Origin of the sequence: Skermanella aerolata KACC 11604, assembly GCF_000936425.1 — a bacterium.
In the GTDB taxonomy this organism is placed as follows: domain Bacteria; phylum Pseudomonadota; class Alphaproteobacteria; order Azospirillales; family Azospirillaceae; genus Skermanella; species Skermanella aerolata.
Genome location: NZ_AVFK01000014.1, coordinates 78735 through 103739, shown reverse-complemented (window position 1 = coordinate 103739; position 25005 = coordinate 78735). Strand labels below are relative to the sequence as shown.

26 protein-coding genes are annotated in these 25005 nt (G+C 64.0%); 13 read left to right on the top strand and 13 right to left on the bottom strand.

Annotation, left to right across the window (positions count from 1 at the left end):
- Positions 1-5 precede the first annotated feature (5 nt).
- From N826_RS18035 to N826_RS18025, 3 genes are all read right to left on the bottom strand, one after another.
- Positions 6-560, bottom strand: a complete 555-nt coding sequence (locus tag N826_RS18035) for a twin-arginine translocation signal domain-containing protein (RefSeq protein ID WP_044431101.1) — start codon at positions 558-560, stop codon at positions 6-8.
- A gap of 78 nt (positions 561-638) precedes the next feature.
- On the bottom strand, positions 639-1034 hold the full coding sequence (locus N826_RS18030) for a VOC family protein (RefSeq protein ID WP_044431099.1): 396 nt from the start codon (positions 1032-1034) through the stop codon (positions 639-641).
- A gap of 98 nt (positions 1035-1132) precedes the next feature.
- Positions 1133-1453, bottom strand: a complete 321-nt coding sequence (locus N826_RS18025; RefSeq protein WP_044431097.1) for a ribbon-helix-helix domain-containing protein — start codon at positions 1451-1453, stop codon at positions 1133-1135.
- 330 nt (positions 1454-1783) lie between these two features.
- On the opposite strand from N826_RS18025, the gene N826_RS18020 reads away from it, so the two are divergent.
- The 4 genes from N826_RS18020 to N826_RS40220 all read left to right on the top strand — a co-directional run bounded on the left by N826_RS18020 (position 1784) and on the right by N826_RS40220 (position 5335).
- Positions 1784-1990, top strand: coding sequence for a hypothetical protein (locus N826_RS18020; RefSeq protein WP_044431096.1), 207 nt, complete (start codon positions 1784-1786; stop codon positions 1988-1990).
- Between the two features lie 224 nt (positions 1991-2214).
- A complete protein-coding gene (locus N826_RS18015; RefSeq protein WP_084720863.1) occupies positions 2215-2736 on the top strand; it encodes a response regulator in 522 nt (173 codons plus the stop codon).
- A complete protein-coding gene (locus N826_RS18010; protein ID WP_084720862.1) occupies positions 2672-3955 on the top strand; it encodes an FIST signal transduction protein in 1284 nt (427 codons plus the stop codon). The genes N826_RS18015 and N826_RS18010 overlap by 65 nt, the downstream gene beginning before the upstream one ends.
- An 18-nt stretch (positions 3956-3973) precedes the next feature.
- Positions 3974-5335: a sensor histidine kinase gene (locus N826_RS40220; protein WP_052831537.1), complete on the top strand. Its 1362-nt coding sequence runs from the start codon at positions 3974-3976 to the stop codon at positions 5333-5335.
- 50 nt (positions 5336-5385) lie between these two features.
- On the opposite strand, the gene N826_RS18000 is transcribed toward N826_RS40220, so the two are convergent.
- The 5 genes from N826_RS18000 to N826_RS17980 all read right to left on the bottom strand — a co-directional run bounded on the left by N826_RS18000 (position 5386) and on the right by N826_RS17980 (position 10680).
- Positions 5386-6579: a fatty acid desaturase gene (locus N826_RS18000; RefSeq protein WP_044431092.1), complete on the bottom strand. Its 1194-nt coding sequence runs from the start codon at positions 6577-6579 to the stop codon at positions 5386-5388.
- 196 nt (positions 6580-6775) lie between these two features.
- Entirely contained in the window at positions 6776-7648 is an 873-nt protein-coding gene (locus tag N826_RS17995; RefSeq protein WP_044431090.1) for an SMP-30/gluconolactonase/LRE family protein, read from the bottom strand.
- Positions 7649-7729: 81 nt separating this feature from the next.
- The gene (locus tag N826_RS17990) at positions 7730-8623 is read right to left on the bottom strand and encodes a DMT family transporter (RefSeq protein ID WP_044431088.1); all 894 of its coding nucleotides are present in this window, start codon (positions 8621-8623) and stop codon (positions 7730-7732) included.
- 2 nt (positions 8624-8625) lie between these two features.
- On the bottom strand, positions 8626-9075 hold the full coding sequence (locus N826_RS17985) for a MaoC family dehydratase (protein WP_044431086.1): 450 nt from the start codon (positions 9073-9075) through the stop codon (positions 8626-8628).
- Between the two features lie 312 nt (positions 9076-9387).
- Positions 9388-10680 carry an MFS transporter gene (locus N826_RS17980; RefSeq protein WP_044431085.1) on the bottom strand — a complete coding sequence of 431 codons (1293 nt, stop codon included), beginning with the start codon at positions 10678-10680 and terminating at the stop codon, positions 9388-9390.
- Between the two features lie 76 nt (positions 10681-10756).
- On the opposite strand from N826_RS17980, the gene N826_RS17975 reads away from it, so the two are divergent.
- Both N826_RS17975 and N826_RS17970 read left to right on the top strand, forming a co-directional pair.
- Positions 10757-11365, top strand: coding sequence for a TetR/AcrR family transcriptional regulator (locus N826_RS17975; protein WP_244619552.1), 609 nt, complete (start codon positions 10757-10759; stop codon positions 11363-11365).
- A 100-nt stretch (positions 11366-11465) separates the two neighbouring features.
- The gene (locus N826_RS17970) at positions 11466-11918 is read left to right on the top strand and encodes a hypothetical protein (protein WP_044431084.1); all 453 of its coding nucleotides are present in this window, start codon (positions 11466-11468) and stop codon (positions 11916-11918) included.
- 182 nt (positions 11919-12100) lie between these two features.
- On the opposite strand, the gene N826_RS17965 is transcribed toward N826_RS17970, so the two are convergent.
- Positions 12101-12379, bottom strand: a complete 279-nt coding sequence (locus N826_RS17965; protein WP_044431083.1) for a hypothetical protein — start codon at positions 12377-12379, stop codon at positions 12101-12103.
- A 110-nt stretch (positions 12380-12489) separates the two neighbouring features.
- Positions 12490-13200, bottom strand: a complete 711-nt coding sequence (mtgA, locus tag N826_RS17960; RefSeq protein WP_084720861.1) for a monofunctional biosynthetic peptidoglycan transglycosylase — start codon at positions 13198-13200, stop codon at positions 12490-12492.
- 150 nt (positions 13201-13350) lie between these two features.
- Between mtgA and N826_RS17955 the strand changes: the two genes are divergently transcribed.
- Complete coding sequence (locus tag N826_RS17955) at positions 13351-16140, top strand: ATP-dependent DNA helicase (protein WP_044431082.1); 2790 nt, start codon at positions 13351-13353, stop codon at positions 16138-16140.
- Here the strand turns inward: N826_RS17955 and N826_RS40215 are convergent.
- Both N826_RS40215 and N826_RS40210 read right to left on the bottom strand, forming a co-directional pair.
- Entirely contained in the window at positions 16106-17764 is a 1659-nt protein-coding gene (locus N826_RS40215) for a sensor histidine kinase (RefSeq protein ID WP_052831535.1), read from the bottom strand. The genes N826_RS17955 and N826_RS40215 overlap by 35 nt on opposite strands.
- Positions 17736-18107 (bottom strand): response regulator, encoded by a 372-nt coding sequence (locus N826_RS40210; RefSeq protein ID WP_244619557.1) that lies wholly within the window; start codon positions 18105-18107, stop codon positions 17736-17738. The genes N826_RS40215 and N826_RS40210 overlap by 29 nt, the downstream gene beginning before the upstream one ends.
- Before the next feature lie 351 nt (positions 18108-18458).
- Between N826_RS40210 and N826_RS17940 the strand changes: the two genes are divergently transcribed.
- Positions 18459-18863, top strand: a complete 405-nt coding sequence (locus tag N826_RS17940; protein ID WP_044431080.1) for a tellurite resistance TerB family protein — start codon at positions 18459-18461, stop codon at positions 18861-18863.
- A 16-nt stretch (positions 18864-18879) separates the two neighbouring features.
- On the opposite strand, the gene N826_RS17935 is transcribed toward N826_RS17940, so the two are convergent.
- Positions 18880-19242, bottom strand: a complete 363-nt coding sequence (locus N826_RS17935) for a hypothetical protein (RefSeq protein ID WP_147040563.1) — start codon at positions 19240-19242, stop codon at positions 18880-18882.
- A 170-nt stretch (positions 19243-19412) separates the two neighbouring features.
- Between N826_RS17935 and N826_RS17930 the strand changes: the two genes are divergently transcribed.
- From N826_RS17930 to N826_RS45965, 5 genes are all read left to right on the top strand, one after another.
- A complete protein-coding gene (locus tag N826_RS17930) occupies positions 19413-19616 on the top strand; it encodes a twin-arginine translocation signal domain-containing protein (RefSeq protein ID WP_044431077.1) in 204 nt (67 codons plus the stop codon).
- Between the two features lie 16 nt (positions 19617-19632).
- Positions 19633-22527, top strand: a complete 2895-nt coding sequence (locus N826_RS17925) for a molybdopterin-dependent oxidoreductase (RefSeq protein ID WP_044431075.1) — start codon at positions 19633-19635, stop codon at positions 22525-22527.
- 23 nt (positions 22528-22550) lie between these two features.
- Positions 22551-23150, top strand: coding sequence for a formate dehydrogenase FDH3 subunit beta (gene fdh3B / locus N826_RS17920; protein ID WP_044431074.1), 600 nt, complete (start codon positions 22551-22553; stop codon positions 23148-23150).
- A gap of 24 nt (positions 23151-23174) precedes the next feature.
- Positions 23175-24221 carry a formate dehydrogenase subunit gamma gene (locus N826_RS17915; RefSeq protein WP_044431072.1) on the top strand — a complete coding sequence of 349 codons (1047 nt, stop codon included), beginning with the start codon at positions 23175-23177 and terminating at the stop codon, positions 24219-24221.
- Between the two features lie 585 nt (positions 24222-24806).
- Positions 24807-25001, top strand: a complete 195-nt coding sequence (locus N826_RS45965) for a type II toxin-antitoxin system PrlF family antitoxin (RefSeq protein WP_425600603.1) — start codon at positions 24807-24809, stop codon at positions 24999-25001.
- The last annotated feature ends 4 nt before the right edge of the window (positions 25002-25005 follow it).

Sequence of the window (25005 nt, the reverse complement as noted above, 5' to 3'; positions counted from 1 at the left end):
TTTGCTCAGGCGTCTTTCAGCCAGTCGATGTCGTCGAAGCCGCGATGCAGGTAGCCGCCATGCTCGGCGGACGAGCCTTCGTAGCCGAACTTCGCCCAGACGGCCGGCTGGTTGTAGAGGGCCACGACCATGTCGCCGCGTACCTTCTGGAAGAACGGGGTGGTTTCCATCGTGCGAAGCACCGCGACCCGGTCGCCTTCTTCGTTGACGGCGGCGTAGGGCATCGCGTACTTGGCCTGGGATGCCGTGTTCAAGTCGGAGACGCCCTGCTCGAGCAACTGCTTGAGCGTGGCGTCGGCGCCGGCCTTGCCGTCATAGGCTTCAACGGCCTTGGCGTAGTAGGCGTCGCCCAGCCGGTCGTGGGGGTAGAGGTCGCGCGCCATCTTGACGAGCGTCACCATGGTTTCGGGCTTCAGGTGCTGGGTGGTCATCGCCCAGGCGCCGTTGGGATCGACCGTCACCGTAGCGCCGCCGGCGATGGCGGTAACGCCGGCGACGGCAGCGCCCGATTTCAGGAAATTGCGGCGGGTCACCTTGGCCCGCTTGTCGATGGTCCTCATGCGTGTCTCCTCCCTAGGGGGACGGGGTTCGGACTGCCTTGTTCGGCTTTGGTCTTGTTGGTTTTCGTCGATGGTGGTTCAGCGGTAGCGGCCATGCCGCTGGAGCACCTCCACCTTGTAGCCGTCGGGGTCCTGCACGAAGAAGAAGCGCGCCATCAGCGCGCCCTCGCGCATGAACTCCTTGATCGGGTTGGGATTGAGACCGGCTTCGGTGAAGCGTCGGTGCTCGGCTTCCAGGTCGTTCACGGCGACCGCGATGTGCCCGTAGCCGTCGCCTAAGTCGTAGGGCTCCGTACGGCCATGGTTGATGGTCAGCTCGACCTCGAAATCGGCCTCGCGGTTCCGCAGGTAGACGAGGGTGAAGCCGTCGAACTCGTAACGGTCGGCAGCCTCCAGCCCGAACGCCCTGGCGTAGAAGTCGCGCGACCTGTCCTCATCGATCACGCGGAACATCGCGTGGATGACTTTGGCCATTGTTTCGGACCCTCCCCCTGGTTTCGCCTTGGTTTCACGTCGCTTGTTTCAGGCGCTTCCGCGAAATCCTAGGGCGGCGAAACGGGGTGGTGGTAGTATCATGCTACTACAGCATCGATTTCCCTGGCCCGGCGCGCGGCCACCGCCGAGGCATGGGCGACGGGATCGCGCAGGTACAGCGCACAGGTTACGCGCAGCATGGATGCGAAATTGGGGATGTCGCCCTGGTGCTGAAGCACCTCGTCATGCAGCGTGCAGAGGAAACGCGACAGCGGGACGCCCTCGCGGGCCGCGATCTCTTCCAGGATCGCCCAGAACTCGGCCTCCAGGCGGATGCTCGTGGTGTGGCCGTGCAAGCGGACGGCTCGCGTCTCGCATTCATACGACGCCGGGTCCTGCATGACGAAAAGTCTGCACATGGTCTGTCTCTCTCCCATTCCGCCTCTTTGCCGCATTTTCAAGGATCGATGCGGTGGCTCTGTTTTGCTTGGGATTGATCATAAGCCGCTTTCGCGGACTTGCCATTAGTCCAAAACTACGAGGGAGGAGACAACAAAGGCTGACCCTTCCGGCTGCGTCGGAGAAGCAGGGAAAACGACTGCGACGATTCAACGCTGCTGACTTTCGTCAGCGTTCTTGAAACGCCCAGTATCCGGGTAATAGCATTACGGAAAATAACAGCCTCAGACGGCAGCAAGGCAAGTTTCTTTCCCGGCGCCGGACGCGGAAACACTCAGGGAGGGCAAGGAATGTATTGGGATCGCCTCAGCCAGGTTCAGAAATCCGTCCAGACCCCACAGGCGCTTGCCGGATTCGTGGTCATCTTCCTGAGCGTCCTGCTCAACGCCTTCTGGATCGACATGGCGATCGGAGGTTTCGGCCTGGTGATCGCCGCCGCCATGGGTGTGGTGGGTTTCGCGCTGTTTTACCGGGGCTGGACAGTGGATGACCGCTGATTGCCGGTGCGGGATGTCCATCGGCAAAAAGACCGCTTTTTCATCGCATTTTATCATAAAATAGCTGAATAGAAGAACGGTTGACGGGTTGATTTTCCAAGCTTTTCTCAACGGAATTACCAAGAATTCTTTTGGTTCTTTAAAGATCGTCAACTTGCTTTTTTAATTGGATATCTCCGAGCAGGTGAGAGATATTGAACGCTCCACTTCCGCTATAGGTAAGAATGGCGCGGCAATTTTCTCTCGTTTCTGACAAGGGCGGATCGTCCGGCCCTTCGGCACGATCCACGGGATCGCGGAGCGGCGCCGGAGCCAAGCCGCCGCTTCCCGTGCGCACCGTGCTGATCGTCGAAGATAATGCTTTCAACCTCAAGCTTCTGGACGACCTTCTCCAGGCGGCGGGTTACAATACCCTCAAGGCTACCGATGGGGAACAGGCCTTGAGCATGGCGCGCGAGTTCACTCCCGACGTGATCCTGATGGACATCGGCTTGCCGGACATGTCCGGTATCGACGTCACGCGCGAGATCCGCGCCAGCGGCGACCTGAAGGATATTCCCATCATCGCGGTGACCGCCTATGCGGCGCCGGAGGACGAGGCGGCTATCCGCCATGCCGGATGCGACGACTACATCGCGAAGCCGATCTCCGCGCCGGTGTTTCTGAGGATGGTTCGGCGCCATGCCAGTTTCAGGCTGGTCGATGGCGGAGATGATGGGGCGGGACTTGATCGGCGTCGGCCGTAGCAACAATCCCGATCCCCGCGAAGCCGGAGCCGAGGCGGCGCACCGGGCCGCCGACATGCTCCGTACCGCCGACGAACCGGCCTGGGTGCTGATGTTCTGCGGCGGCAAGCACGATCCCTCGGCCGTGCTGGCGGGACTGCGCTCGGTCGTCGGTTCGGTACCCGTCGTCGGCGGTTCCGCCGCGGGGACCGTCACGTCGGCCGGTTTCGGCTACAGCGGTTTCGAAGTCGCGGTCGGGCTGTTCCCGGCGACGCTGGGCCTGCCCGACATCCTGGTGGACGACGGCCTGCTGGAAGGCGAGGCGGCCGCCGGGCGGCGCCTTGGGGAAAGCCTGCGCGGGCTTGCCGGCGACGACCGGGTCGTCCTGCTGTTCTACGACAGCCTGGCCGCCACCGATCCGCCGAGACTGCATCCGGCCAGTCCGCTGGTCGATGGAATCTATGATGGCATGGGCGAAGGTGCGGGCGAGGGTGGACGCCCCTGCCGCCCGCATCTGGTCGGAGCCGGCGCCCTGACGGACATGAACCTGTCGGACGGGTATGTCTTCGATGGAACCAGACCGAAGAAGCACTCCGCCGTCGCCGTGGTGCTGCCGGCCGCGATAACGGCCGAGACGGCGATCCTGCACGGCTGCGTCCCGGTAAGTTCGTTCATGACGATTACCGACATCGATGGCGCCGAAGTGTTCGAACTGGATGGCAAGCCGGCCCTTGACGTCATTGAGACCATGCTTGGCATGGATATCGCCGATGACGATGGCCGGAACTTGTCTCTTATGGTTACGTTGGGTGAAAAGCATGGCGATCCGTTTGCCGATTACGACGAAAACCGCTATGTGAATCGCCTGATTCTCCAAGTGGCGTCGGATCGCCGGTCAATTACTTTGTTCGAGCCGGATTTTCGTCGCGGATCGGTCGTTCAGATCATGTCTCGCGACAATGGGTTGATGGTGCAGAGCGTTCGCGACGGCGTGCGATTGATGAACCGGCGGGTATCCGGCCAGCGTCCGCTGATGGCGCTCTATATCGACTGCGCAGGCCGGGCCAGCGCGCGGAGCGGTTCGGAGATCGAGGAGGCGGAAGTGCTGCTCGACGAGATCGATATACGGGCGCCTCTGCTTGGGTTCTATTCCGGCGTGGAGATAGCGCCGGTCGACGAGATGCGCAGCCGGCCGCTCGACTGGACAGGCGTGTTGACCGTTCTCTGCTACAACGGATGAGGGGCTGACGGACAGGGAATGACCGACCGCTCGACCGAGGACCTGGAACGCGAACTGGCTTTCTATCGCCGGCAATGCAACGACCTGGGCGCCAGGGTGCTGCGGATGCAGGAGGAACAGAGCCGCGCCCATCGGGAGGCCCGCCGGTCGCGCACCGCCGCCCGGCTTCTGCGCAGCGCCTTCGGCCTGGTGAACGTCGAGGCATCCGACGAGGCCATCGGCGACCGGATGCTCGAGATCGTTCTGGACAATCTGGTCTGCGACCGTGCCGCCATCCTGCGGCGGGACAGCCGGCAAGGGGGCTTCAGGATCGTCAATGCCCTCGGCTTCGCCTATCCCCGTGCCGTGGGCGAGATCCCGCTCGACGATCCGCCCGAATTCTTCTTCACGTCCTCGCGCGAGGCCGGCGACGGCATGGCGGCGGCGCTGGTCCAGGCGCTGGGCCTGCCCTACATCATGTGGGCCTACGATCCGGCCGCCGGCATAGCGCTTCTGCTCGGCAACCGGGGGGAGGCCAACGTGTCCCGCCCCTTCGGTCCCGACGACCGCGAAGTGGTGGAGGCGGCCCTGGGTGTCTTCGTCGATATCATGCAGCGCCGCCGGGTGGAGGAGGAGTTGCGGGTCGCCAAGATCGTGGCTGAGGAGGCCAACTCGATCAAGGCCGCGTTCCTGGCAAACCTCAGTCACGAACTGCGGACGCCGCTCAACGCCATCATCGGCTTTTCCGAGATCATCCGCGACGAGATGTACGGGATCGACTCCCGCGAGAAGTACCAGGAATACGCCTCCGACATCCATGAGAACGGGCAGCACCTGCTGAGCCTGATACAGGACATCCTCGACTTCTCACGTCTTCAGTCCGGACGTGCGACCCTGCGGGAAGAGAGCGTCGATCTGGCCCAGGCGGCGGGCGCCGCGATGGGGGCCGTCTCGACCATGGCACGCGAGCGCGGTGTCAACCTGACGATCGGCATCCGTCCCGGAATGCCGCCCATCCATGCCGATCCGACCCGGATCCGCCAGATCCTGATCAACCTGATCGGCAATGCCGTTAAGTTCACTCCGGCCGGCGGGCGGGTGGAGATCCGTGCCGGTCTTTCGGACGATGGCGGCGCCGTCCTTCAGGTGATCGACAGCGGCATCGGAATGGCGCCCGAGGATATTCCACGGGCGCTCGAACCGTTCTGCCAGTTGGAGAACACCTATACCCGGCGGTTCGGCGGCACGGGTCTCGGGCTTCCGCTGTGCAAGACCCTGGCGGAACGCCATGGCGGCACCCTCAGCATCGACAGCCGCCTTGGGGTCGGAACGACCGTGACGGTCCGGCTGCCCCAGCAGCGGGTTGCCGACGGGTCGGCATCGATCTTCTACCGAGCCTGACCCTGGCACGTGGGCTTGACCTGCGAAGCTTAGGCTTTACTTTGGGGAGTTCAGATGCGGGACGCCGTGCTGAGCGAGGCGAGGTTCTCGTCGATCGCTTGTCTCAGGCCCCAGGTCTCGATGTAGCCGAGAGGATAGGTCGGGCAACCGCTGTCGGCATCCTTCTGGCGGGCGTGGATGTAGTCGGTCCAGCGGCGCGATGCCGGCCGGCGATGATGGAAATCATGGCAGGGCGCATCGCCGACCAGCACGAAGACGCGGGCGAAAAGATGGACCGTCAGCATGGCGGCCCACCAGCCGGCCCAGGCGGCCAGACCGCTGGGGGTCATGGCGGATTTTTCGGGAACGGGGGCGCCGGGGAAGACGCCGGCGGTGGCGAGGCAGACGAAGGTCTTGCCGCGGGCATTGATCACTTCCTGTTCCGGAAAGCGGTGTTCGCACAAGGTCCTGAGCGCCGTCCCGACCTGGAGCAGGATAACGACCGGGATGAGCCAGACGACGGTCATCTGCACCCAGGTTTCCGTCAGCCATGTGACGTAGAACAACCCTCCCCAGGCCGCCCAGCCGATCAGGTTGTGGACCGTGGAATGGGACAGCAGGCACGACGAGATGCGGGCCAGCAGGAAACGCAGGTGAAAGAATGGAGAAACGAAACTGATCATGACGCGCCTCCACAGTACCGCCTTGGGGAGGCCCGGCCGCAATCCGGCGAGGTTCATCACGAACTGCGTGAACTCGTCCTCGTGGGTCAGGAGCTTGTTGGGACTGTGATGAAGCATGTGCTCGTGCTGATAGACGTCGAAATGCTTCATCAAAAGCAGGATCGAGATCGTCTCGCCGACACGGCGATTGGTCGAACGTTCGCGGAATACCGTGCCATGGGCGCAATGATGGAAGACGACCGCCTGTAGCTTGCCCATCCCGGACGACGAGAGGATCATCATGAAGGGCAGGGCGATCAGCCAGAAGCCACCCAGCTCGAGTGCCGCGAGGCTGAAGGCGACGCCTGCTATCAGGGCGGCGAAGGCCGTGACGACATGGTAATGGGAGGAATGCGCCTTGGCGGTTTCTCCCGGTGCCGGACGGGCCGTCAGCCAAGTAAGGAAAGGCTGCACGAATCCGGGTAGCCGGTGGTGCATTCCGGCCCTCGGATCGGCGAAACGGGCAGGTGCCCGCTCCGCCTGATCGGATGCGATCCGATCCTCTTTTGCGGAGATTTCACGTTCGTACGTAGCAATGGACATCCCATGTCTCCTTTGGGGTTTGATCCTATTGCTACAGATATTCTCCGAAAAAGAACAGAATCTACACTATAACTGACGATAAGGGGCCGATCGCGGGGGTTGTTCACTATATACCCCAAGTCATTAACGCGAATTGGAAATAATCGTACAATACAGTGTGGCGTACCGGATTTACTGGAAATTGACCGGAAACTTACTATCCGGCAAATGGCGGCACCTCCATGCCGGTGACTCCTGTTCCGGTGATGGCGAAGAGGCAGCCTGCGAGCGGATCGGGCTCTTCTCCGCTTTTTTGCAGGGAGGTCACGTAGATCACGTCGAGTCCACGCCCGCCGAAGGCGATCTTGGTCGGGGTGCGGCACGGCATCTTGACGGTCATGTCCAGCACGCCCTGCGGCGTGAAACGCAGCAGTTCCCCGCCGAAGATCCCCGCCATCCAGTAGCATCCGTCCGCGTCGCACGCACCGCCGTCGGGCCTTCCAGCCATGCCGTGGGTATCCACGAAAACCCGGCGGTTGCTTGGGGTGCCCGTAGCGGCATCGTAGTCGAATGCCCAGATGGTCCGCACCTTGGCGTTGCTGTCGGACAGGTACATAGTCTTGTTGTCGGGGCTGAAAGCCAGCCCGTTCGTGGTCCAGAGCCCATCGATCATGGGACGGCAGCTCAGGTCCGGATCGATCCGGTACAGCGTACCCTGCGGCTGGTCGAGCGGCGTGCCCATCCGCATCGTCCCGGCCCAGAAGCGGCCGGCGCCGTCGGTTGTGGCGTCGTTGAACCGGTTGTCCGGCTTATCCGCCTCCGGATCGAACAGGCGGGTCAGTTCGGCCGAAGCCGGGTCGAAGAAGGCAAGGCCGTTCCTCAGCCCCAGCAGCAGGCCGCCCCTGCCGCGCACTGCGATGGACCCGATCTCCTCGGGCATCGACCAGCTTTCATCCCGGCCCGAAGCCGGGTCGAAACGGTGGAGGGCCGGGGCTTCGATATCGACCCAGTACAGTTTCTGTTCGGCGACGGACCACATCGGGCTTTCACCCAGCTTGGCAGGCTCCGCCACGACGCATTCGACATTCATGCCGCTTCTCCTTTGCGAGTCAGTAGTTTAGGGTGCGAAGACTACGAGACGCCAAGTGCTTTCCGTATGGCAGGACCGCTTTCAGGAAACGGCCGGGCGACGGTTCACGAGGTATATCCCAAAGCACACCAACAGCATGGCGGCCACCATGGCACCGCTGATCCTCTCACCAAGCAGCACGCCGCCCGCGATCAACCCGAACAAGGGTGTCAGGAACGAGAAGGCGGTCAGCTTGCCGGCGGGATACGAGCTTATCAGCCAGAACCAGGTGAGATAGCTGGCGAATGCGACGATGACGATCTGGTAGGCCATCGAGGCCAGGACTGGACCCGTCAGAGCCGTAATGCCGCTTTCTCCCAGCGCCGCCGAGAGGATGGGGAGGGTGACCGCGGAAACGCCGAGCTGATAGAACAGCACCTTGTTCGGACTGATCGAAGCCAGCCGGGACGCCTTGATGATGACCGTGGTGGCGCCCCAGGCGACTGCACCCAGAAGGATCATCGCGTCGCCGATCAGTTCTCGGCTGGTCGGGAGCCGCAGGCCATCGGCGAAGGCGACCGCGACACCGGCGAAGGCGCAGAGCAATCCCAGCGCCTGGATCAGGCGCATCCGCTCGTTCGGCACGAAGAGGTGTGCGCCCAGCGCCACGATGAACGGAGAGGTATAAAGGAAGATCACTCCGCGCGAGGCCGTCGTGAACGTCATGCCGGTGAAGATCAGCAGGAATTCGACCGCGAACAGCAGGCCCGCCGCCAATCCGGGCCACAGCGAGCCGTCGCGCCCGAACAGCCGGACGCCGTTCCAGGCCGACCAGCCCCAGAGCAGGATCAGCGATCCAATCGACCGGATGCCGGCCTGGAGCGTGGGGGATATTCCCGGAATGGCGATCTTGATGGCGACCTGCTGGAGACCCCAGCACAGGCATAGAACCGTCAGCACCGCCATTGCGGTGCTGTCCAGATGATGTTTCGGCAAGACTACTCCGGCATGGATCGGCGAGGAACGAGCAGCACCGCGGTCATCCGCTGAACCACTTCGTCTTTTTGATTGTAGGTCAGGGTGCGGATGCGCACCGTGCCACGATCCGGCCGCTTGGTCGAGGGGCGTACTTCCAGTACCTCGCTTTCGATACGAAGATCATCGCCGGGGCGCGTCGCCTGCGGCCATGAGATCTCCTCGACGGTGACACCGATGAACCCGCCCGCCAGCTTGGTCTCTCCGTCCACGATCATGCGCATCGTCAGTGCGGCGGTATGCCATCCGCTTGCGGCCAGTCCGCCGAAGACGCTGTCCCTGGCGGCGACAGGGTCGAGGTGAAACGGCTGCGGGTCGAAGCGTCGGGCGAAGTCCACGATATCGGCTTCCGACAGCGTCAGCGGGCCGCCGGCGTAGCGGTCGCCGGGTTTCAGGTCGTCGAGCATGCGCATGGGTGAGTCACCTTCATGTAGTAAGTGTTCGTTGATGACGGGGAGTGTCTATATCGGGTACAGGAATGATGGAGTACCAAGAGAATGCTTTGATATTCGTTATTCCAAGAATTGACTTTGGCATCTCCTGACGGAAACTGATCAGTTGTGATGAATTTTTAATTCAGATCCTCAATCGAAATCTTCGTAACGCGGGTAATTGAAGTATCGCGCGGGTAACTGATACCAACGGCATTGCAGATTGACCGGTGAGTTCCGACATCTAACGCTTCAGACCGGTCAATGTTTAAGTAGCGCTCAAGCAAGTGACCCCTACGCCGCCTCGCTCGCGACCCGGGCGGGGGATGTCGGTTGCCGCCCGATCATCAGCGACATGGCGACCGCGACGAAGCAGGCAAGGCCGGCGAGCAGGAAGGCTTCCAGATAGCCGTCCATCGCCGTGCGCAGCACGCCGGCACCGAATGCCGCGACGGCGGCGCCGAGCTGGTGGCCGGTGAAGATCCAGCCGAACATCATCGGCGCCTTTTCCCGCCCGAAGCTGTTGGTGGCGAGCCGGACGGTCGGCGGGACGGTGGCGATCCAGTCCAAGCCGTAGAAGACGGCGAACAGGGACAGGCCGAAGAACGACAGGTCGAGCGCGAAGGGCAGCCACAGCAGCGACAATCCCCTCAGCCCGTAATACCAGGCCAGCAGGTAGCGGTTGTTGTAGCGATCGGACAGCCAGCCGCTCAGCGTCGTGCCGACCAGATCGAAGATGCCCATCATCGCGAGCAGCCCGGCGGCCTTGACCTCAGGGATGCCGGCGTCGAAGCAGGCCGCGATCAGGTGGGTCCCGATCAGGCCGTTGGTGCTCAGCCCGCAGATGAAGAACGTCCCGAAAAGCAGCCAGAAATCGCGGGAGCGCGATCCCTCGATCAAGGCTCCGAACGCCAGGGCGAAAGGATTCCCGGTCGGACGGGACGGCGCCGCCTCCATCTCCGTCTTGCCGAAGGGGGCAAGGCCGACGTCGCGGGGACGTTCCCGCATCAGCAGCATCACCAGCGGGACGATGACGAGGGCGGCGCAGGCGACGCCCAGGACGGCGGTGCGCCATCCCAGATCCTCCACGATCATGGCCAGCAGCGGCAGGAACAGCAACTGCCCGGTTGCCGTGCTTGCGGTCAGCATTCCCATGACGAGACCGCGCTGTTCGGAGAACCAGCGGTTGACGACCGTGGCGCCGAGGACGAGGGCTGTCATGCCGGTGCCCGTTCCGACCACCACGCCCCACAGCAGGACCAGCTGCCAGGGGGCGGTCATCAGCGGTGTCAGCGCCACTCCTCCCGCCACCAGCACCAGCGACATCACGATGGTCTTGCGGACGCCCAGGCGCTCCATGAAGGCCGCCGCGAAGGGACCCATCAGACCATAGAGGACGAGGTTGATCGCGACGGCGAACGAGATGGTGGCGCGCGACCATCCGAACTCCTGCTCGACCGGGAGGATGAGGATGCTCGGCATGGAGCGGATACCCGCCGCCACCAGAAGCGTGACGAAGGTAATCCCGGCGACGTACCATCCGTAGTGGATACGTCCGCGCGCCAGCCGGTCGGACAGGAAAGACATGGAAGAGCTCCGGGCGTTAACGAAGACTTGCGATGATAGAGACCGTTCTGTATCATCTGTCAACGAGAATTATCCGATGGGACTTATGCAGGACCAAGCCGCCAAATCCGCCCGCACCCGCATCCTCGAAGCCGCTGCCGAGCTTTTCTACCGCGAAGGCATCAGGGCGGTCGGCATCGATGCCGTCATCGCCCATTCCGGCGTCGCGAAGATGAGCCTGTATAGAAACTTCGCCGGAAAGGACGAGCTGGTCGCGGCTTTCCTGGAATATCGCGACCAGATCTATTGGACATGGTGGGACAAGGTGACGGCGCGTCATCCGGGCGATGCGCGGGGCCAGATCAGGGCGATCTTCGAAGCGGTCGGAAAGCGGACGGCCAACCTGGACTATCGGGGTTGCCCCTTCATCAATACGGCGGTCGAATTCCCGGACCTCGATCATCCCGGCCGCATCGTCGCCCTTGCCAACAAGCTCGAATTGCGCAAGCGCCTGGGCGGACTTGCCGAGATGGCCGGCGCCCATGATCCGGCCATGCTGGCCGATCAGCTTCTGCTCCTGATCGAGGGGACCTATGTCAGCGGCCAGACCATCGGGGCGGAAGGTGTCGGGCAAAAGGCGGCCGCAGCGGCGGCCACCGTCCTGGTGGAGGCGGCCTGCGCGGAGCGAAGAGCCACTGATTCTTAACTATAAATCAATGAAACGCCGTTAATCCTTCGATGAGGTGAAGCACGTCGCGCAGGATGGTTTGCGCGGCTGGACTATTGCGGGAGGTTGATAGGCTTGGATGGCTGGGCTGTTTGACCACCTGTCCAACATGATCGCCCGCTTCCGCGGCAAACCGGAGGTTTCTTCCGCTGCCGAAACCGCGTCGGTGGCGGCGCGCCGGCTGGGGATCGGAGGACATCCGGCACCGCCGCCGGTACCGGAAACCGAGTTCCGAACCCAGGACGGGCGTCCGTCCGGCACCCGCTCCACCGAAGGCGCCATCGCCGACCTGCGCCATGCCATGGCTGAAGCGGACAAGCGCCAGGCCCGGACCGATACCGACGCGGCGCTCCTGCTGGCGGTGCTGCTGACAAAGGGGCACGGCCTCAACCGTGCCCAGGCGCTTCAGCTTCATGACGACCTGATGCGTGGGAGCCTGCGGGAGGCGGATCGCAAGTCTTTGCGCGTTCTCTACAAATCCCTGCATGGCCGCGAGTTCACCTGCCGCGTCCCCGCGGCATTGATGGACTGAGTCTTAATCTAAAAGTATACACAAAAAAATCAAATATTTACCGGTCTGGAACGTTAGATGTCGGGCTGAAGAGGCCCGACCTACGCGAGCGTGCTTTTGCCCGAGGATGCTTTTGTAGGTCGGGCCTCTTCAGCCCGACATCTTTGCCGGAATTCACCGGTCAAGCTTCAATGCCGGCGGCATTACCCCTTGTTCCTGTCCCGGTCCTGTTTACAGCTTTGCAGGATCGCGCCGGACACCGGCCGTTCGATCTGAAGCCACTCCGGATGATGGCGTGCCGCGTGAGCCAGCATGGCAAGCAGGCAGTCGACCGCGTCTTCGGGCGTCAAGTTGCGCTTTCGCTCCAGCAGGACACGGATCGCGGCCCGATAGGCCTCACCAGGATCGGAGTTCATGCCCTTGGCACAGGCATAAGCGGTCACCACGGCTCGTATAAGCTCGTCCGAAGCGGTCTGCTCCATGGGCGCGACATCCCAGCTACGACATGTGGCGCAAGTTTGGCAGAAATATTAAAAAAAACTGAAGCACCCAATCGTACGTCTCCTGCCGGAGCGCGTACGCTTGGGGGAAGTCAGCTCACGCAGGCGCCCAGGCCGTCGCGGACGACGGTGCTCATCCGCTGCTGGATCACGTTGGCGCGGCTGGCGATGTAGCGGGTCGGCTTGGCCGGTGACCAGCGCAGCGGGTTGGGCAGGACCGCGGCCATTAGGGCCGCCTCGCGCCGGGTCAGGCCGGCGGCCGGTTTGCCGAAGAAGGCATGGGATGCCGCTTCGGCCCCGTAGATGCCGTCACCCCATTCGATGATGTTCAGATAAACCTCCATGACCCGCGCCTTGGGCCAGAGCAGTTCCATCCAGAGGGTGAACCAGGCCTCCAGCCCTTTCCGCAGATACGTCCGGTCCTGCCACAGCCAGGCGTTCTTGGCGGTCTGCATGGAGATCGTGCTGCCGCCGCGCAACTGCCCGCCGGCAAGGTTGCCCTGCCAAGCCTGCCGCATCGACGCCCAGTCGAAACCGGCATGGCTGCAAAACAGGGTATCCTCGGACGCGATCACCGCCTGTGACAGGTTGGGCGAGATCTCGTCCAGGCTGCGCCAACTCTTGTCGATACCGGCGCCTCCCGCCATCCGGATCAGCATCAGCGGCGTGCCGGGCGGCGGAACGAAGCGGTAAAGGGTGACCCAGCCGACCGAGACTGCGGCGAGCGCCACCCCCATCACGAATAGGAAGCGGAGGACCTGCCGCCCGGTTGCGGCCCTGGTGACGCGCTGGGCGAAGGTCATGGAGGCTGAGGCACGGGAAAGGACAAGGCGGGGACCGGATGGTGATCGACGGGAGCCGCATCATAACCACCCCACAGGTCGAGGCAACCTCCACCGTGCCACATCGGCACACTCGCGCGGAGCGTCCCGGCCTTCTATACTGCCGCCGCAATGGACATCGTTCAATCCTCAGCGCCGACGCGGCGCCTGCTGCTGCCGGATGCGCCGGCGCTCGTCGCCGGGGCGCGGAAGGCCGTCTGGCTGACTTCCGACGGCGAGGTCGATACGATCGACCTGGGCGAAGCGCGGCTGCGCCTCCAGCGCGACGTCCTGCTGGTCTGCCACGCGAAGGCGCTGGGACGGCGGCTCAACGCCGACCGTTTCACGGCGCTGGACCTGCTGGAACTGTTCGCCTTCGTTCATCCCGCCCGCTTCGTCGTGCCGACGCCGCGCGGGTTGGCGGAGGCGCTGGGGCTGCCCAAGCCGGACGGCGCGGAGGATGACGCGCTCACCCTGATCCGGGCCACCCGCCAGCTCCTGACCGATCTATCCGATCCAGACTTCGAGGAGAAGTCCGATCCCGTCGCCATCGCGTGGTTCATGGGTGGCGGAGGCGGTGGCAGCCAGGGCTATAGCTGGCCCTGGGCAAGCTTTGCGCTGTCGGCGCTGGGAGCGCCCAACGGGCCGCCGGGGCGCCGCGCGCTCGGCGCCTTCCAGGTCTGGAAGGCGATGCCGGAATGGGAGGACGAGGCGCCGGAGCCGCCGCCGGGACAGCTTCCGGTGCACGCCAACGACGCGCGCCGCCGGTTGGCTGATCTGTTGCAGGCGAGCATCCTGGGCAAGGTGGCGGAGCCCCGCCCGCAGCAGTCGGACTACGCCAGCGCCGTCAGCACCGCGTTCACGCCGCGCGCCAATCCCGGAACGCCCAACCTCGTCCTGGCGGAAGCCGGGACCGGCGTCGGCAAGACGCTGGGCTATCTGGCTCCGGCCAGCCTGTGGGCGGAACGGAATCGCGGGACGGTGTGGATTTCCACATATACCCGCAACCTTCAGCACCAGATTGACGGCGAGCTGGACCGGCTGCACACCGACCCGGCGGTCAAGTCGCGGAAGGTGGTGCTGCGCAAGGGCCGTGAGAACTATCTGTGCCTTCTTAACCTGGAGGAAGCGGTCGCCAGCCTGCCGAGCCAGCCGATGTATGCGACGGCGCTGGGCCTGATGGTCCGCTGGGTGGCGGCCACCCGCGACGGCGACATGCAGGGCGGCGACTTTCCCGGCTGGCTGCCCGATCTGGTCGGCCGCGCGCGGACCATGACGCTGGCGGACCGGCGCGGCGAGTGCATCTTTTCCGCCTGCCAGCACTATCGGAAGTGCTTCATCGAGAACACGATCCGGCGGGCGCGCAAGGCCGACATCGTGATCGCCAACCATGCCCTGGTCATGATCCAGGCGGCACTGGGCGGCGATGAGGCCGCCCTGCCGACCCGCTACGTCTTCGACGAGGGGCACCATGTCTTCGACGCGGCCGACAGCGCCTTCGCCGGCCACCTTACCGCGCAGGAAACGTCGGAGCTGCGGCGCTGGCTGCTGGGGGCGGAAGGCGGCAGGACCAGCCGCGCGCGCGGCATCAAGCGCCGGGTGGAGGACCTTGTCGCCGGCGACGAGGAAGGGCTGGCGATGGTCGACGCCATCGTCCACGCCGCCCGCGCGCTGCCGGGCGAAGGCTGGGGCAACCGCCTGATCGACGAGATGGGCACGGGGCCGGCGGAAATCTTCCTGCTGATGGTGCGGCGGCAGGTCCATGCCCGCGCCCATGGCCGCGACAGCTTCTACAGCCTGGAGACGGAAACCATCGAGCCGGTGGAAGGTCTGGCGGCGGCGGCCCAGGAGTTGGAGAAGGCGCTCGGGCGTCTCCAGACGCCGCTGGAGCATTTGGCGAACCGTCTGGCCGCGCGGCTCGACAACGAGGCGGCGGAGCTTGACAGCGACACCCGGCGGCGGATCGAGGCGGTCTGCCGAAGCCTCCAGCGGCGCGGCAGCGTGACGCTCAAGGGCTGGCGCGACATGCTGAAATGCGTCGGGCAGCTGACCTCGCCGGGCTTCGTCGACTGGTTCGGTATCGAACGGCAGGACGGCCGCGACATGGATGTCGGGATGTACCGGCACTACGTCGATCCGACGATACCGTTCGTCGCGACCGTCGGATCGCAGGCACACGGCATGGTCGTAACCTCCGCGACGCTGACGGACGGCACCGGCGATGTCGAGCAGGACTGGCTGGCGGCCTCGGTCCGGACGGGGGCCGTCCATATGGCGTGGCCGGCGCTCCGGGCCAGCGTGCCGTCACCCTTCGACTATCCGGCGCGGACCAGGGTCATGGTGGTCAACGATGTCCGGAAGGACGATCTGGTTCAGGTCGCGGCGGCCTACCGCGAACTGTTCCTGGCGGCCGGCGGCGGGGCGCTGGGGCTGTTCACGGCGATCAGCCGGCTCCGTGGCGTCTACCAGCGGATCGCCGAACCGCTGGAACTGGCGGGACTGCCGCTCTATGGCCAGCATGTCGACGGACTGGATGTCTCGACCCTGATCGACATCTTCCGGGGCGAGGAGCAGGCCTGCCTGCTCGGGACCGATGCGGTCAGGGACGGCGTCGATGTGCCCGGCCGGTCGCTGCGCCTGATCGTGTTCGACCGGGTGCCGTGGCCCCGGCCCGACATCCTGCACCGTGCCCGGCGCGAGGCTTTCGGAGGGAAACGGTACGACGACATGATCACTCGCCTGCGGCTGAAGCAGGCGTTCGGACGGCTGGTGCGCCGTGCCGACGATACGGGGGTGTTCGTCCTGCTCGACCCGATGATGCCGTCGCGGCTGGCCGGGGCATTCCCCGAAGGCGTGGAGATGCAGCGCGTCGGCTTGGCCGAGGCGGTCAGGGTGACGCGGGAGTTTCTGAATCCGGGTTGAACCTCATCCGGAAGGTGGCGCCCGGACTGTTCTCGAATGTCGGGGTGCCGCCGAGCTGGCCCGCCAGCGACCGGATGATCTGCATGCCGAGGCCCTTGCCTTTCGCTGCGTCGAAACCGTCGGGCAGACCTGCACCGTCGTCCATGACCACCAACTCGCGGAACCCGGCGTCCTGATCGGTCAGGGTGATGCGAATCGTGCCGGAACGGCCGTCGGGGAAGCCGTGCTTGAAGGCGTTCGACAGCACCTCGTTGACGATCAGGCACAGCGGGATGGCGTGGTTGAGCGGGAACCACGCGTCTCCGACTTCGATCCGGACCGCGACTTGCCCCTCGGTCCCGTAGGCGCTTTGCAGGTTGTCGGAGAGCTGGCCCAAATAGGTGGCGAAATCCACGTCGGTCAGCTCCTTGGAGCTGTAGAGCAGGTGGTGGACCAAGCTCATGGCGTGGACGCGGTCCACGCTCTTTTGCAGCGACTCCTTGGTTTCCCGGTCGGACGAGCGCGCGGCCTGGAGACGAAGCAAGGACGTGATTACCTGAAGGTTGTTCTTGACCCTGTGGTGGACTTCCTGGAACAGCGTTTCGAGCTGCGCATTGGCGGCGGTGAGCTGCTTCGTGCGCTCCTCCACCCGCTGTTCAAGATCCCGCTTCATCTCCCGGTCGGCCGCGGCCTGCCGGATCGCCATGGTCGAGAGCGGCCAGAGGGCCATGCCGGCGGCGCCCGCGACGACCCAGTAGATCCAGATCTCGGCGATCCAGGCGCGGGTGATATGTTCGTTCGCGACGGCGACGCTGATATAGAGGGGCAGGCGTTCGACCTTGCGGAAGGCGTGGACGGGGCTTGTCCAGTCCGCGACATGGGAGAGCGTCGTCATCCCGGCGGCGGAGCCTTGGGGCAATGGCAGGTCCGGCAGCGGATCGGGCTCGCCCGACGCCACGCGCGTCAGGATCGAACCGTCCGCCGCCCGCCGCATCGTGATGACCGGATCGAGCCGCAGGTCCAGCGAGCCATAGAACGACGTGAAGTATTCCAGGTCGATCGTCAGCGACACCACTCCCCGGAAGCCGCCGTCGTCGGCCGAAAGCCGCCGGCTCAGCAGGAAGGTCGGCTTGTTGGTGACCCGGCCGATGATCAGGGAGCCGACGAACAGGCCGCTGTCGGCTTCCCGCTGGGCCAGGAAGATGTCGCGGTCGGATGCGTTGCTCGGTGGAGTGGGGAGCGCCACCGTGCTCATCCGCAACTGGCCGCTGCTGTCGTTCAGCCAGATGTTGTCGATATAGGGAAAGCGGTCGCTCAGGCCCCGCAGCCGTTCCCACAGCACCAGATCCTTCGACAGGGTATCCCAGTCGGCCGCCTTGACCGCATTGCTGGCTTCCAGCAGGGCCAGATCGGACGCTTCGAACAGGCGGGTGGCATGGTCGGCCAGGAAGAAAGCGGCGTTGCCGGTGGTGCGCTCCGCTTCGAGCACGAGATTGCGCCGGTTGTCGTAGATCTGCCAGGAGACGGCGGTGACGATGACCAGCATCGCGAAGATGCTGAGATAGATGGCGCTGGCGGTTCGTCCCGGCCGAACCAGCGCCCATCGGCCACCGGCCTTAGCCGGTGCCAGCGATGATGTCGGCAACTGCTTTGCGAAGGTTTTCGACGCGGAAGGGTTTTGCAATGAAGCGGGCAGTCCGGATCTGCGGGTTGGGGGTGAAGGTGTGGTTGCCCGAGACGAATATTACCGGAACTTCCCTTCTCCCCGCTATGCGTTCCATCGCCCGGACGCCATTTCCCTGCCGAAGCTGGATATCGGCGATCACGAGGTCCGGCAAGGTCGCGTCCGCTTCACGCACGGCGTCCGCTTCGGTGTCGACCACCGCGCAGACTTGATGGCCCATGTCCTCGAGCAGGATCTGAAGCTCCAGCGCCACCAGCGGCTCGTCTTCCATGATCAGGACTTGTGCCCGATGGCTGGATTTCACCGCCAAGAGGCGGGGATCCGACGAGAGTTGGCTGGAAAAGCGGTTTCGGAACATGACCATCGTTAAACTTTAAGAAGCATTGAAGGCGAAATTGATCAAAGCGGACCTCTCCGGCACTTTAAAACCTGGAAGTCTCTGATTGTTCCGAGGCCTGAACAAAAATGTGGTCACGTCGGAGCGTCCGATGTATCAATCCATAGGACTAGAATAGGTCTGCCCCGATGTCTTGTCGAGCCGGACTAACGGCGGTCTTGTTCGATCCCTGCACCGGGCCATGGACTTTCGGCTACGGACTTGAAGAACAATCCCGGCGCGGGCACATAGGCGCGGAACACCTGATAAGGCTTATCCATGATCGACCATCACGCCGCGCTGATCTACACCATGGTCCTGGTATCCGCCTCGGACGCCGACATGACCGACGCGGAGCTGAGCACCATCAGCGAGACCGTCCGCTACCTGCCCGTATTCCGCGACTTCGATACCGAAAACCTGACCCGGATCGCTGGGGACTGCACCCGGCTGCTGGGCGAGGCCGACGGTCTCGACACGGCGCTGGAGGAGATCAAGGAAGCCCTGCCGAAGAATCTGCGGGAAACGGCCTACGCCGTCGCCTGCGACGTCGCGGCGGCCGACGGCTACACGACCCAGGAGGAACTGCGGCTGCTGGAGCTGCTACGCGAAGTGCTGAAGATCGACAGGCTGAACGCCGCCGCCATCGAGCGTGGCGCCCGCGCCCGTCACATGACGCTCTAACATCTCTTGGCTGAGGCTACTTGCCCTTGGTTCCTTCCGGTTCGTTGGCGTCGGGAACTCCGGCCCGGTCCTCGACGTCCTTGGCCGACTCCTCCGCCTGCGGCTGGCCGCCTTCTCGCGTCTGGCGCTCGGTCTTCTGGCCGTTGATGCCGACGGGGTTCTCGCGCAGGTTCTTCAGTTCGGAGGCCGCGTCGTCCTGGTTGTTGCTGTCGTCCACAGGGTCGGGTGAGCGCGTGCCTTGCGGCGTCGAGCCGGGTTCCAGGCTGCGGGTGACGTTGGGGTCTTCCGTCAGCGTCTCCTTCTTGATCCCCTGGGCCTGCGCCGCGTAGGCGGCCAAGGCGAGCATGGCGGCGCCTATCACGATCGGTAACCTGTGCAAGATATGGCTTCCTTCCCGAAGTCCCTGATGAATATGCCTTCCAGACAGCTTTAAACAGCGGCGCTGCCCGTTGGTTTCTTATGCTTTCGAAGATGCGACTTTTCGTTCCGTGGCGTGTTGACCTCGCGTCAGGGCGCGAAGCGCTTGAGTGAGCATAGGGACGAGTGGATATGGCATCGGATCAGAAGAAGACCGGAACGGTGGAACGCCGGGACTTCCTGAAGGCCGTTGGATTGGCCGGAGGCGCTGCTGCGGTAGCGGTGCCGCTGGCGGTGACGGGCGCGCAGGCCGAGGAGAGCGGGGAGGAACGGGTCAAACCCCGCTATCAGGAAACCGAGCACGTCAAACAGTTCTATGCGCTGAACCGGCTTTGAGGAGGAGAACCGTCCGATGCTGGTAAAGAGACGCGCCGCTTCCGCCCAACGCTCCTCCCTCGCCTCCACTCTGGCGGCAGCCGCCGCCAATGCCACCGGCCCGCTCGACCGCCGGACCTTCCTCCGCAACTCCGGCCTTGCCGCCGGCGGCATGGCGGCGCTGGGCGCCCTTCCGCTCGCCACGGTGAAGAAGGCGGAGGCCGGACCGGTCGATCCCGATATCGAGGTGACCCGGCGCAAGAGCATCTGCACCCACTGCTCGGTCGGCTGCACGGTGATCGCCGAGGTCCAGAACGGCGTCTGGACCGGCCAGGAGCCGGGCTGGGACAGCCCGATCAGCCAAGGTACCCACTGCGCCAAGGGCGCTTCGGTCCGCGAGCTGACCAAGGGCGAGCGCCGCAACAAGTATCCGGTCAAGCTGGAGAACGGCGAGTGGAAGCGGATCACCTGGGATCAGGCGATCGAGGAGATCGGTGACAAGCTGCTGGAGATCCGTGAGAAATCCGGCCCGGACAGCGTGTTCTGGCTGGGCTCAGCCAAGTTCTCCAACGAGGGAGCCTACCTGTACCGCAAGTTCGCAGCCATGTGGGGGACCAACACGGTCGACCATCAGGCCCGCATCTGCCATTCCACCACGGTTGCCGGCGTCGCGAATACATGGGGCTACGGCGCCATGACCAACAGCTACAACGACATCCAGAACGCCAAGGCGCTGATGATCATCGGCGGCAACCCGGCCGAGGCGCATCCGGTGTCGATGCAGCACATGCTGCGGGCGAAGGAGCATAACCGCGCTCCGTTCATCGTCATCGACCCGCGCTTCACCCGCACCGCCGCCCACGCGACCGACTATGTCCGCATCCGTCCCGGCACCGACATTCCGCTGATCTGGGGCATGCTGTGGCATGTCTTCGAGAACGGCTGGGAAGACAAGGAATTCATCCGCCAGCGCGTCTACGGCATGGACGAGATCCGTGCCGAGGTCAAGAAGTGGAACCCGCAGGAGGTCGAGCGCGTCACCGGCGTTCCCGGCGACCAGCTCCGCAAGGTCATCGAGCTGATGGCTAAGAACAGGCCATCGACCCTGATTTGGTGCATGGGCGCCACCCAGAAGACGGTCGGCACCGCCAACGTCCGGGCCTTCAGCATCCTCCAGCTGGCGCTGGGCAACATCGGCGTCGAGGGCGGTGGAGCCAACATCTACCGGGGTCACAGCAACGTCCAGGGCGCCACCGACATGGGCCTGGACGTCACGTCGCTGCCGTCCTACTACGGTCTGGCGGAAGGCGCGTGGCGTCACTGGGCGCGGGTATGGGAAGTCGACTACGATTGGGTCAAGAGCCGCTTCGCCTCCAAGGAGCTGATGGAGACCAAGGGCATCCCGACCACCCGCTGGTTCGACGCCGTGCTGGCGAAGCCGGGCGAGCTGGACCAGCCCAACAGCATCAAGGCCTTCGTCACCTTCGGCCACGGCGGCAACACGGTCACCCGGATGCCGGAGATGCGCCGGGGCCTCGAGGCGCTGGATCTTCTGGTCGTGGTCGACCCGCATCCGACCACCTTCGCGTCGGTCAGCGGGCGCAAGAACGGCACCTATATCCTGCCGGCCTGTACCCAGTTCGAACTGGCAGGCTGCCGCGCCGCTTCCAACCGGTCGCTCCAGTGGTCCGATCCGGTGGTCGATCCGATCTTCGAGTCGAAGGACGACTACGAGACCATGTATCTGCTGGCCCGCAAGCTGGGCTTCGCGGATCAGCTGTTCAAGAACATCACGGTCGACGGCACCAAGCCGCGCGCCGAGGACATCCTGCGGGAGATCAACCGGGGCGGCCTTGCGACCGGCTATACCGGCCAGTCGCCCGAGCGGCTGAAGCTTCACATGGAGCATCAGGCCGACTTCGACAAGATTTCCATGCGCGCGACCAAGGGGCCGTGCGAAGGCGAGTACTACGGTCTGCCCTGGCCGTGCTGGGGCACGCCGGAGATGAAGCATCCCGGCTCCGCCGTACTTTACGATACCTCCAAGCACGTCATGGAAGGCGGCACCACCTTCCGCGCCCGTTTCGGCATCGAGCGCAACGGCGTCAGCCTGTTGGCCGACGGCGCCTACACGGTGGGGTCGGAGATCACCGATGGCTATCCCGAATTCACCATGGCGGTGCTGAAGAAGCTGGGCTGGGACGCTGACCTGACGGCCGACGAGATGGCCGTCATCAACGCGATCGGTGGTGAAAGCGTCGATCAGGCCAGCTGGATGACCGATCTGTCCATGGGCATCATCCGGGTAGCCCTGAAGCATGGCTGCGTCCCGCACGGCAACGCCAAGGCGCGGGCGGTGGCCTGGAACCTGCCCGACCCGGTGCCGGTCCACCGCGAACCGCTCTATACGCCCCGGCGCGATCTGGTCGCCCAGTATCCCGCGATGGACGACCGCCGCGACTTCCGCATGACGCAGCTCGGCAAGAGCGTGCAGGCGCGCGACGTGTCGAAGGACTTCCCGATCATCCTGACCTCCGGCCGTCTGGTCGAGTACGAAGGCGGCGGCGAGGAAACCCGGTCCAACCCGTGGCTGGCCGAGTTGCAGCAGACCATGTTCGTCGAGGTCAACACCAAGGACGCCGAGCGCCTCGGCGTCCGGCACAAGTCCGACGTCTGGGTCTACGGTCCGGAATACAACAGCAAGGTCAAGGTGATGGCCTTCGTCACCGACCGCGTTGGGACGGGCGTCGCGTTCATGCCGTTCCACTTCTCGGGCCACTGGGAGGGCGAGGACCAGCGCGACAAATACCCGCCCGGAACTGACCCGATCGTGCTCGGGCACCCGGTCAACGCCGTCATGACCTATGGCTACGACCCCGTGACGTTCATGCAGGAAACCAAAGTGACCCTCTGCCGCATCGAGCCGGCTTGAGCGGAGAGGGGAGAGATATAGCCATGGCAAGAATGAAGTTCCTCTGTGACAGCGACCGTTGCATCGAGTGCAACGCCTGCGTCACCGCCTGCAAGAACGAGCACGACGTGCCCTGGGGCATCAACCGCCGCCGCGTCGTGACCCTGAACGACGGCAAGCCGGGCGAGAAATCGATCTCGATGGCCTGCATGCACTGCACCGACGCGCCCTGTGCTGCGGTGTGCCCTGTTGACTGCTTCTACACCACGGCGGACGGCGTGGTGCTGCATTCCAAGGAGCTGTGCATCGGCTGCGGCTACTGCTTCTACGCCTGTCCGTTCGGAGCGCCGCAGTACCCGCAGACGACCAACTTCGGCGGCCGGGGCAAGATGGACAAATGCACCTTCTGCGCCGGTGGCCCGGAAGAGGACATGAGCATGGTCGAGTACCACGGCTACGGCACCAACCGGCTTGCCGAGGGCAAGCTGCCGCTGTGCGCCGAGATGTGTTCGACCCGAGCGCTGATGGCGGGCGACGGCGCGATCATCGCCGACATCTACCGCGAGCGGGTGGTGCGCCGCGGCTACGGCTCCGGCGCGTGGGGCTGGAACACCGCCTACGGCCAGACCGACCAAGGCGTTTGACCGGAACGGGAGGGAGAAACCACGATGCCGATGTTCTACAGGTTGCTTCAGTCCGCTCTCATGGCCGTTTTTCTGGCCATGTTCCTGGTGGCCGCATCTCCGGCGGCCTATGCCCAGCTCGATCAGGCCCCGTCGCCGGCCTCCCCGTCGGCCAAGGAAGAGGTCGAGCTTTACCAGCAGCTCCAAGGCAAGGTGCAGGGCTATGTTAGCATCCCGGACGGCAAGCTGGCGACGCTGGTCCAGCCGGAAGGCCGGGAGTGGCGGGAGTTCCGCAACTACTGGGCCCGCATCATCTCCGGCGTGATGATGGTCGGCATGCTGGCGGGTCTGGCTGCGTTCTACCTGTTCCGGGGTAAGATCCGCATCCAGGCGGGCCGGGTCGGGCGGACGGTGACCCGGTTCATGCCGGTCGAGCGCTTCGCCCACTGGCTGTCGGCGTCGAGCTTCGTCGTCTTGGCGCTGACCGGGCTGATGCTGGCGTTCGGCCGTCCGGTGCTGATCCCGCTGATCGGGCACGAGGCCTTCACGGCGTTGGCGCATTACGGGAAGATCTCTCACAACTACCTGAGCTTCCCCTTCGTGCTCGGCATCCTGATGATGTTCGTCGTGTGGCTGCGGGACAACATTCCGGAGAAGGCGGACATCACCTGGATCAAGCAGGGCGGCGGCTTCCTGAACAACGGCTTCCACCCGGAAGCCGGCCGTTTCAACGCCGGTCAGAAGATGATCTTCTGGACGGTGGTGCTGGGTGGCATGGCGATGGCGCTGAGCGGCTACATGCTGATGTTCCCGTTCTACCTGACGGGCGTCGGCGGCATGCAGATCGCCCACATCATCCACTCGTTGGGGACGGCCGTCATGGTGACGGTCATCTTCGGCCACATCTACATCGGCACCATCGGCATGGAAGGCGCCTTCGACGCCATGGGCAACGGCGAGGTGGACCTGAACTGGGCGCGCGAGCACCATGCGGGCTGGCTGAAGAGCGAAGGCATTTCGACCGACACGCGCGACGGGCCGAGCAAGGTGCCGACGGGCGCTGGCCGGATCGCCGGGCAGGAGGCCGACTGAGGCTTCCGTTAGTGTTGAGGGTGATCACAGGCGCGCGGCGGAAATTTCCGCCGCGCGTCGTCGTTTGTCACTCAACGTCACTTCGCGTCACTGGCGGAGAGCGGTGGTGAGGGGCGGGTAGTGGGCTTGTGACCATGATCCTATGCTCCAACTGTGGTGAAATGTAATTAAACGACATGAAACGTCGTGGTGCCGGGGCTGGCTTTCTTCTGATTTGAATGTCAAAGATCCAGGGGGCGAGGCCATTGCCGGGGTCGGGCACCGCATTGCGGTTCTTATTTTAGCATGTGAAGATTAAGAAAATTTTCCTTTGTTTCTGTTTCTAGCGGCATTGCCATCTGGCGCACCGAGGCGGCGAGTACCGTTTTGACGCAACGCCTCCACACGTATATTCATACGACGCCGCATAGGAGGTCATTATGCCAATGGTCGCTTACAGAAGGTCGATTACTACGACCGGAACGTTGGAAGCCTTCTGCTTCGATAAGGGATTGCTCCGGCAGAACCCTGAATTTCGACAAAAATCGACTGTCGAAGGTGCATATCATCGATCGTGGCACGCTGCTGGTGCATGTTGTGGATGACATGTCCCAGCAAGAGCAGGAACAGCGCGGAGATCCCATGATCGGAGCCTTCCTTACATTCATCGAGCGTGATGCCATCGCTCATCCTGACCGCATCACGCCTTTGTCGTCTTCGCAAATCTCCCACGGCGTCGAACTCACCCGCGACGTTGTCGTTTCGGACGATGACGAGATTCCCGACGATATAACGCTTTAACCGT

What these genes read in the sequence shown, in the direction of transcription:
- N826_RS18015 (WP_084720863.1), top strand. Translation starts at nt 2,215, where the DNA reads ATGGCGCGGCAATTTTCTCTCGTTTCTGACAAGGGCGGATCGTCCGGC.
- N826_RS17955 (WP_044431082.1), top strand. Translation starts at nt 13,351, where the DNA reads ATGGACATCGTTCAATCCTCAGCGCCGACGCGGCGCCTGCTGCTGCCG.
- N826_RS17940 (WP_044431080.1), top strand. Translation starts at nt 18,459, where the DNA reads ATGATCGACCATCACGCCGCGCTGATCTACACCATGGTCCTGGTATCC.
- N826_RS17975 (WP_244619552.1), top strand. Translation starts at nt 10,757, where the DNA reads ATGGGACTTATGCAGGACCAAGCCGCCAAATCCGCCCGCACCCGCATC.
- N826_RS17980 (WP_044431085.1), bottom strand. Translation starts at nt 10,680, where the DNA reads ATGTCTTTCCTGTCCGACCGGCTGGCGCGCGGACGTATCCACTACGGA.
- N826_RS17925 (WP_044431075.1), top strand. Translation starts at nt 19,633, where the DNA reads ATGCTGGTAAAGAGACGCGCCGCTTCCGCCCAACGCTCCTCCCTCGCC.
- N826_RS45965 (WP_425600603.1), top strand. Translation starts at nt 24,807, where the DNA reads ATGTCCCAGCAAGAGCAGGAACAGCGCGGAGATCCCATGATCGGAGCC.
- mtgA (WP_084720861.1), bottom strand. Translation starts at nt 13,200, where the DNA reads ATGACCTTCGCCCAGCGCGTCACCAGGGCCGCAACCGGGCGGCAGGTC.
- N826_RS17985 (WP_044431086.1), bottom strand. Translation starts at nt 9,075, where the DNA reads ATGCGCATGCTCGACGACCTGAAACCCGGCGACCGCTACGCCGGCGGC.
- fdh3B (WP_044431074.1), top strand. Translation starts at nt 22,551, where the DNA reads ATGGCAAGAATGAAGTTCCTCTGTGACAGCGACCGTTGCATCGAGTGC.
- N826_RS17970 (WP_044431084.1), top strand. Translation starts at nt 11,466, where the DNA reads ATGGCTGGGCTGTTTGACCACCTGTCCAACATGATCGCCCGCTTCCGC.
- N826_RS18020 (WP_044431096.1), top strand. Translation starts at nt 1,784, where the DNA reads ATGTATTGGGATCGCCTCAGCCAGGTTCAGAAATCCGTCCAGACCCCA.
- N826_RS18030 (WP_044431099.1), bottom strand. Translation starts at nt 1,034, where the DNA reads ATGGCCAAAGTCATCCACGCGATGTTCCGCGTGATCGATGAGGACAGG.
- N826_RS17965 (WP_044431083.1), bottom strand. Translation starts at nt 12,379, where the DNA reads ATGGAGCAGACCGCTTCGGACGAGCTTATACGAGCCGTGGTGACCGCT.
- N826_RS18000 (WP_044431092.1), bottom strand. Translation starts at nt 6,579, where the DNA reads ATGTCCATTGCTACGTACGAACGTGAAATCTCCGCAAAAGAGGATCGG.
- N826_RS40220 (WP_052831537.1), top strand. Translation starts at nt 3,974, where the DNA reads ATGACCGACCGCTCGACCGAGGACCTGGAACGCGAACTGGCTTTCTAT.
- N826_RS17930 (WP_044431077.1), top strand. Translation starts at nt 19,413, where the DNA reads ATGGCATCGGATCAGAAGAAGACCGGAACGGTGGAACGCCGGGACTTC.
- N826_RS17915 (WP_044431072.1), top strand. Translation starts at nt 23,175, where the DNA reads ATGCCGATGTTCTACAGGTTGCTTCAGTCCGCTCTCATGGCCGTTTTT.
- N826_RS17995 (WP_044431090.1), bottom strand. Translation starts at nt 7,648, where the DNA reads ATGAATGTCGAATGCGTCGTGGCGGAGCCTGCCAAGCTGGGTGAAAGC.
- N826_RS18035 (WP_044431101.1), bottom strand. Translation starts at nt 560, where the DNA reads ATGAGGACCATCGACAAGCGGGCCAAGGTGACCCGCCGCAATTTCCTG.
- N826_RS18010 (WP_084720862.1), top strand. Translation starts at nt 2,672, where the DNA reads ATGCCAGTTTCAGGCTGGTCGATGGCGGAGATGATGGGGCGGGACTTG.
- N826_RS18025 (WP_044431097.1), bottom strand. Translation starts at nt 1,453, where the DNA reads ATGTGCAGACTTTTCGTCATGCAGGACCCGGCGTCGTATGAATGCGAG.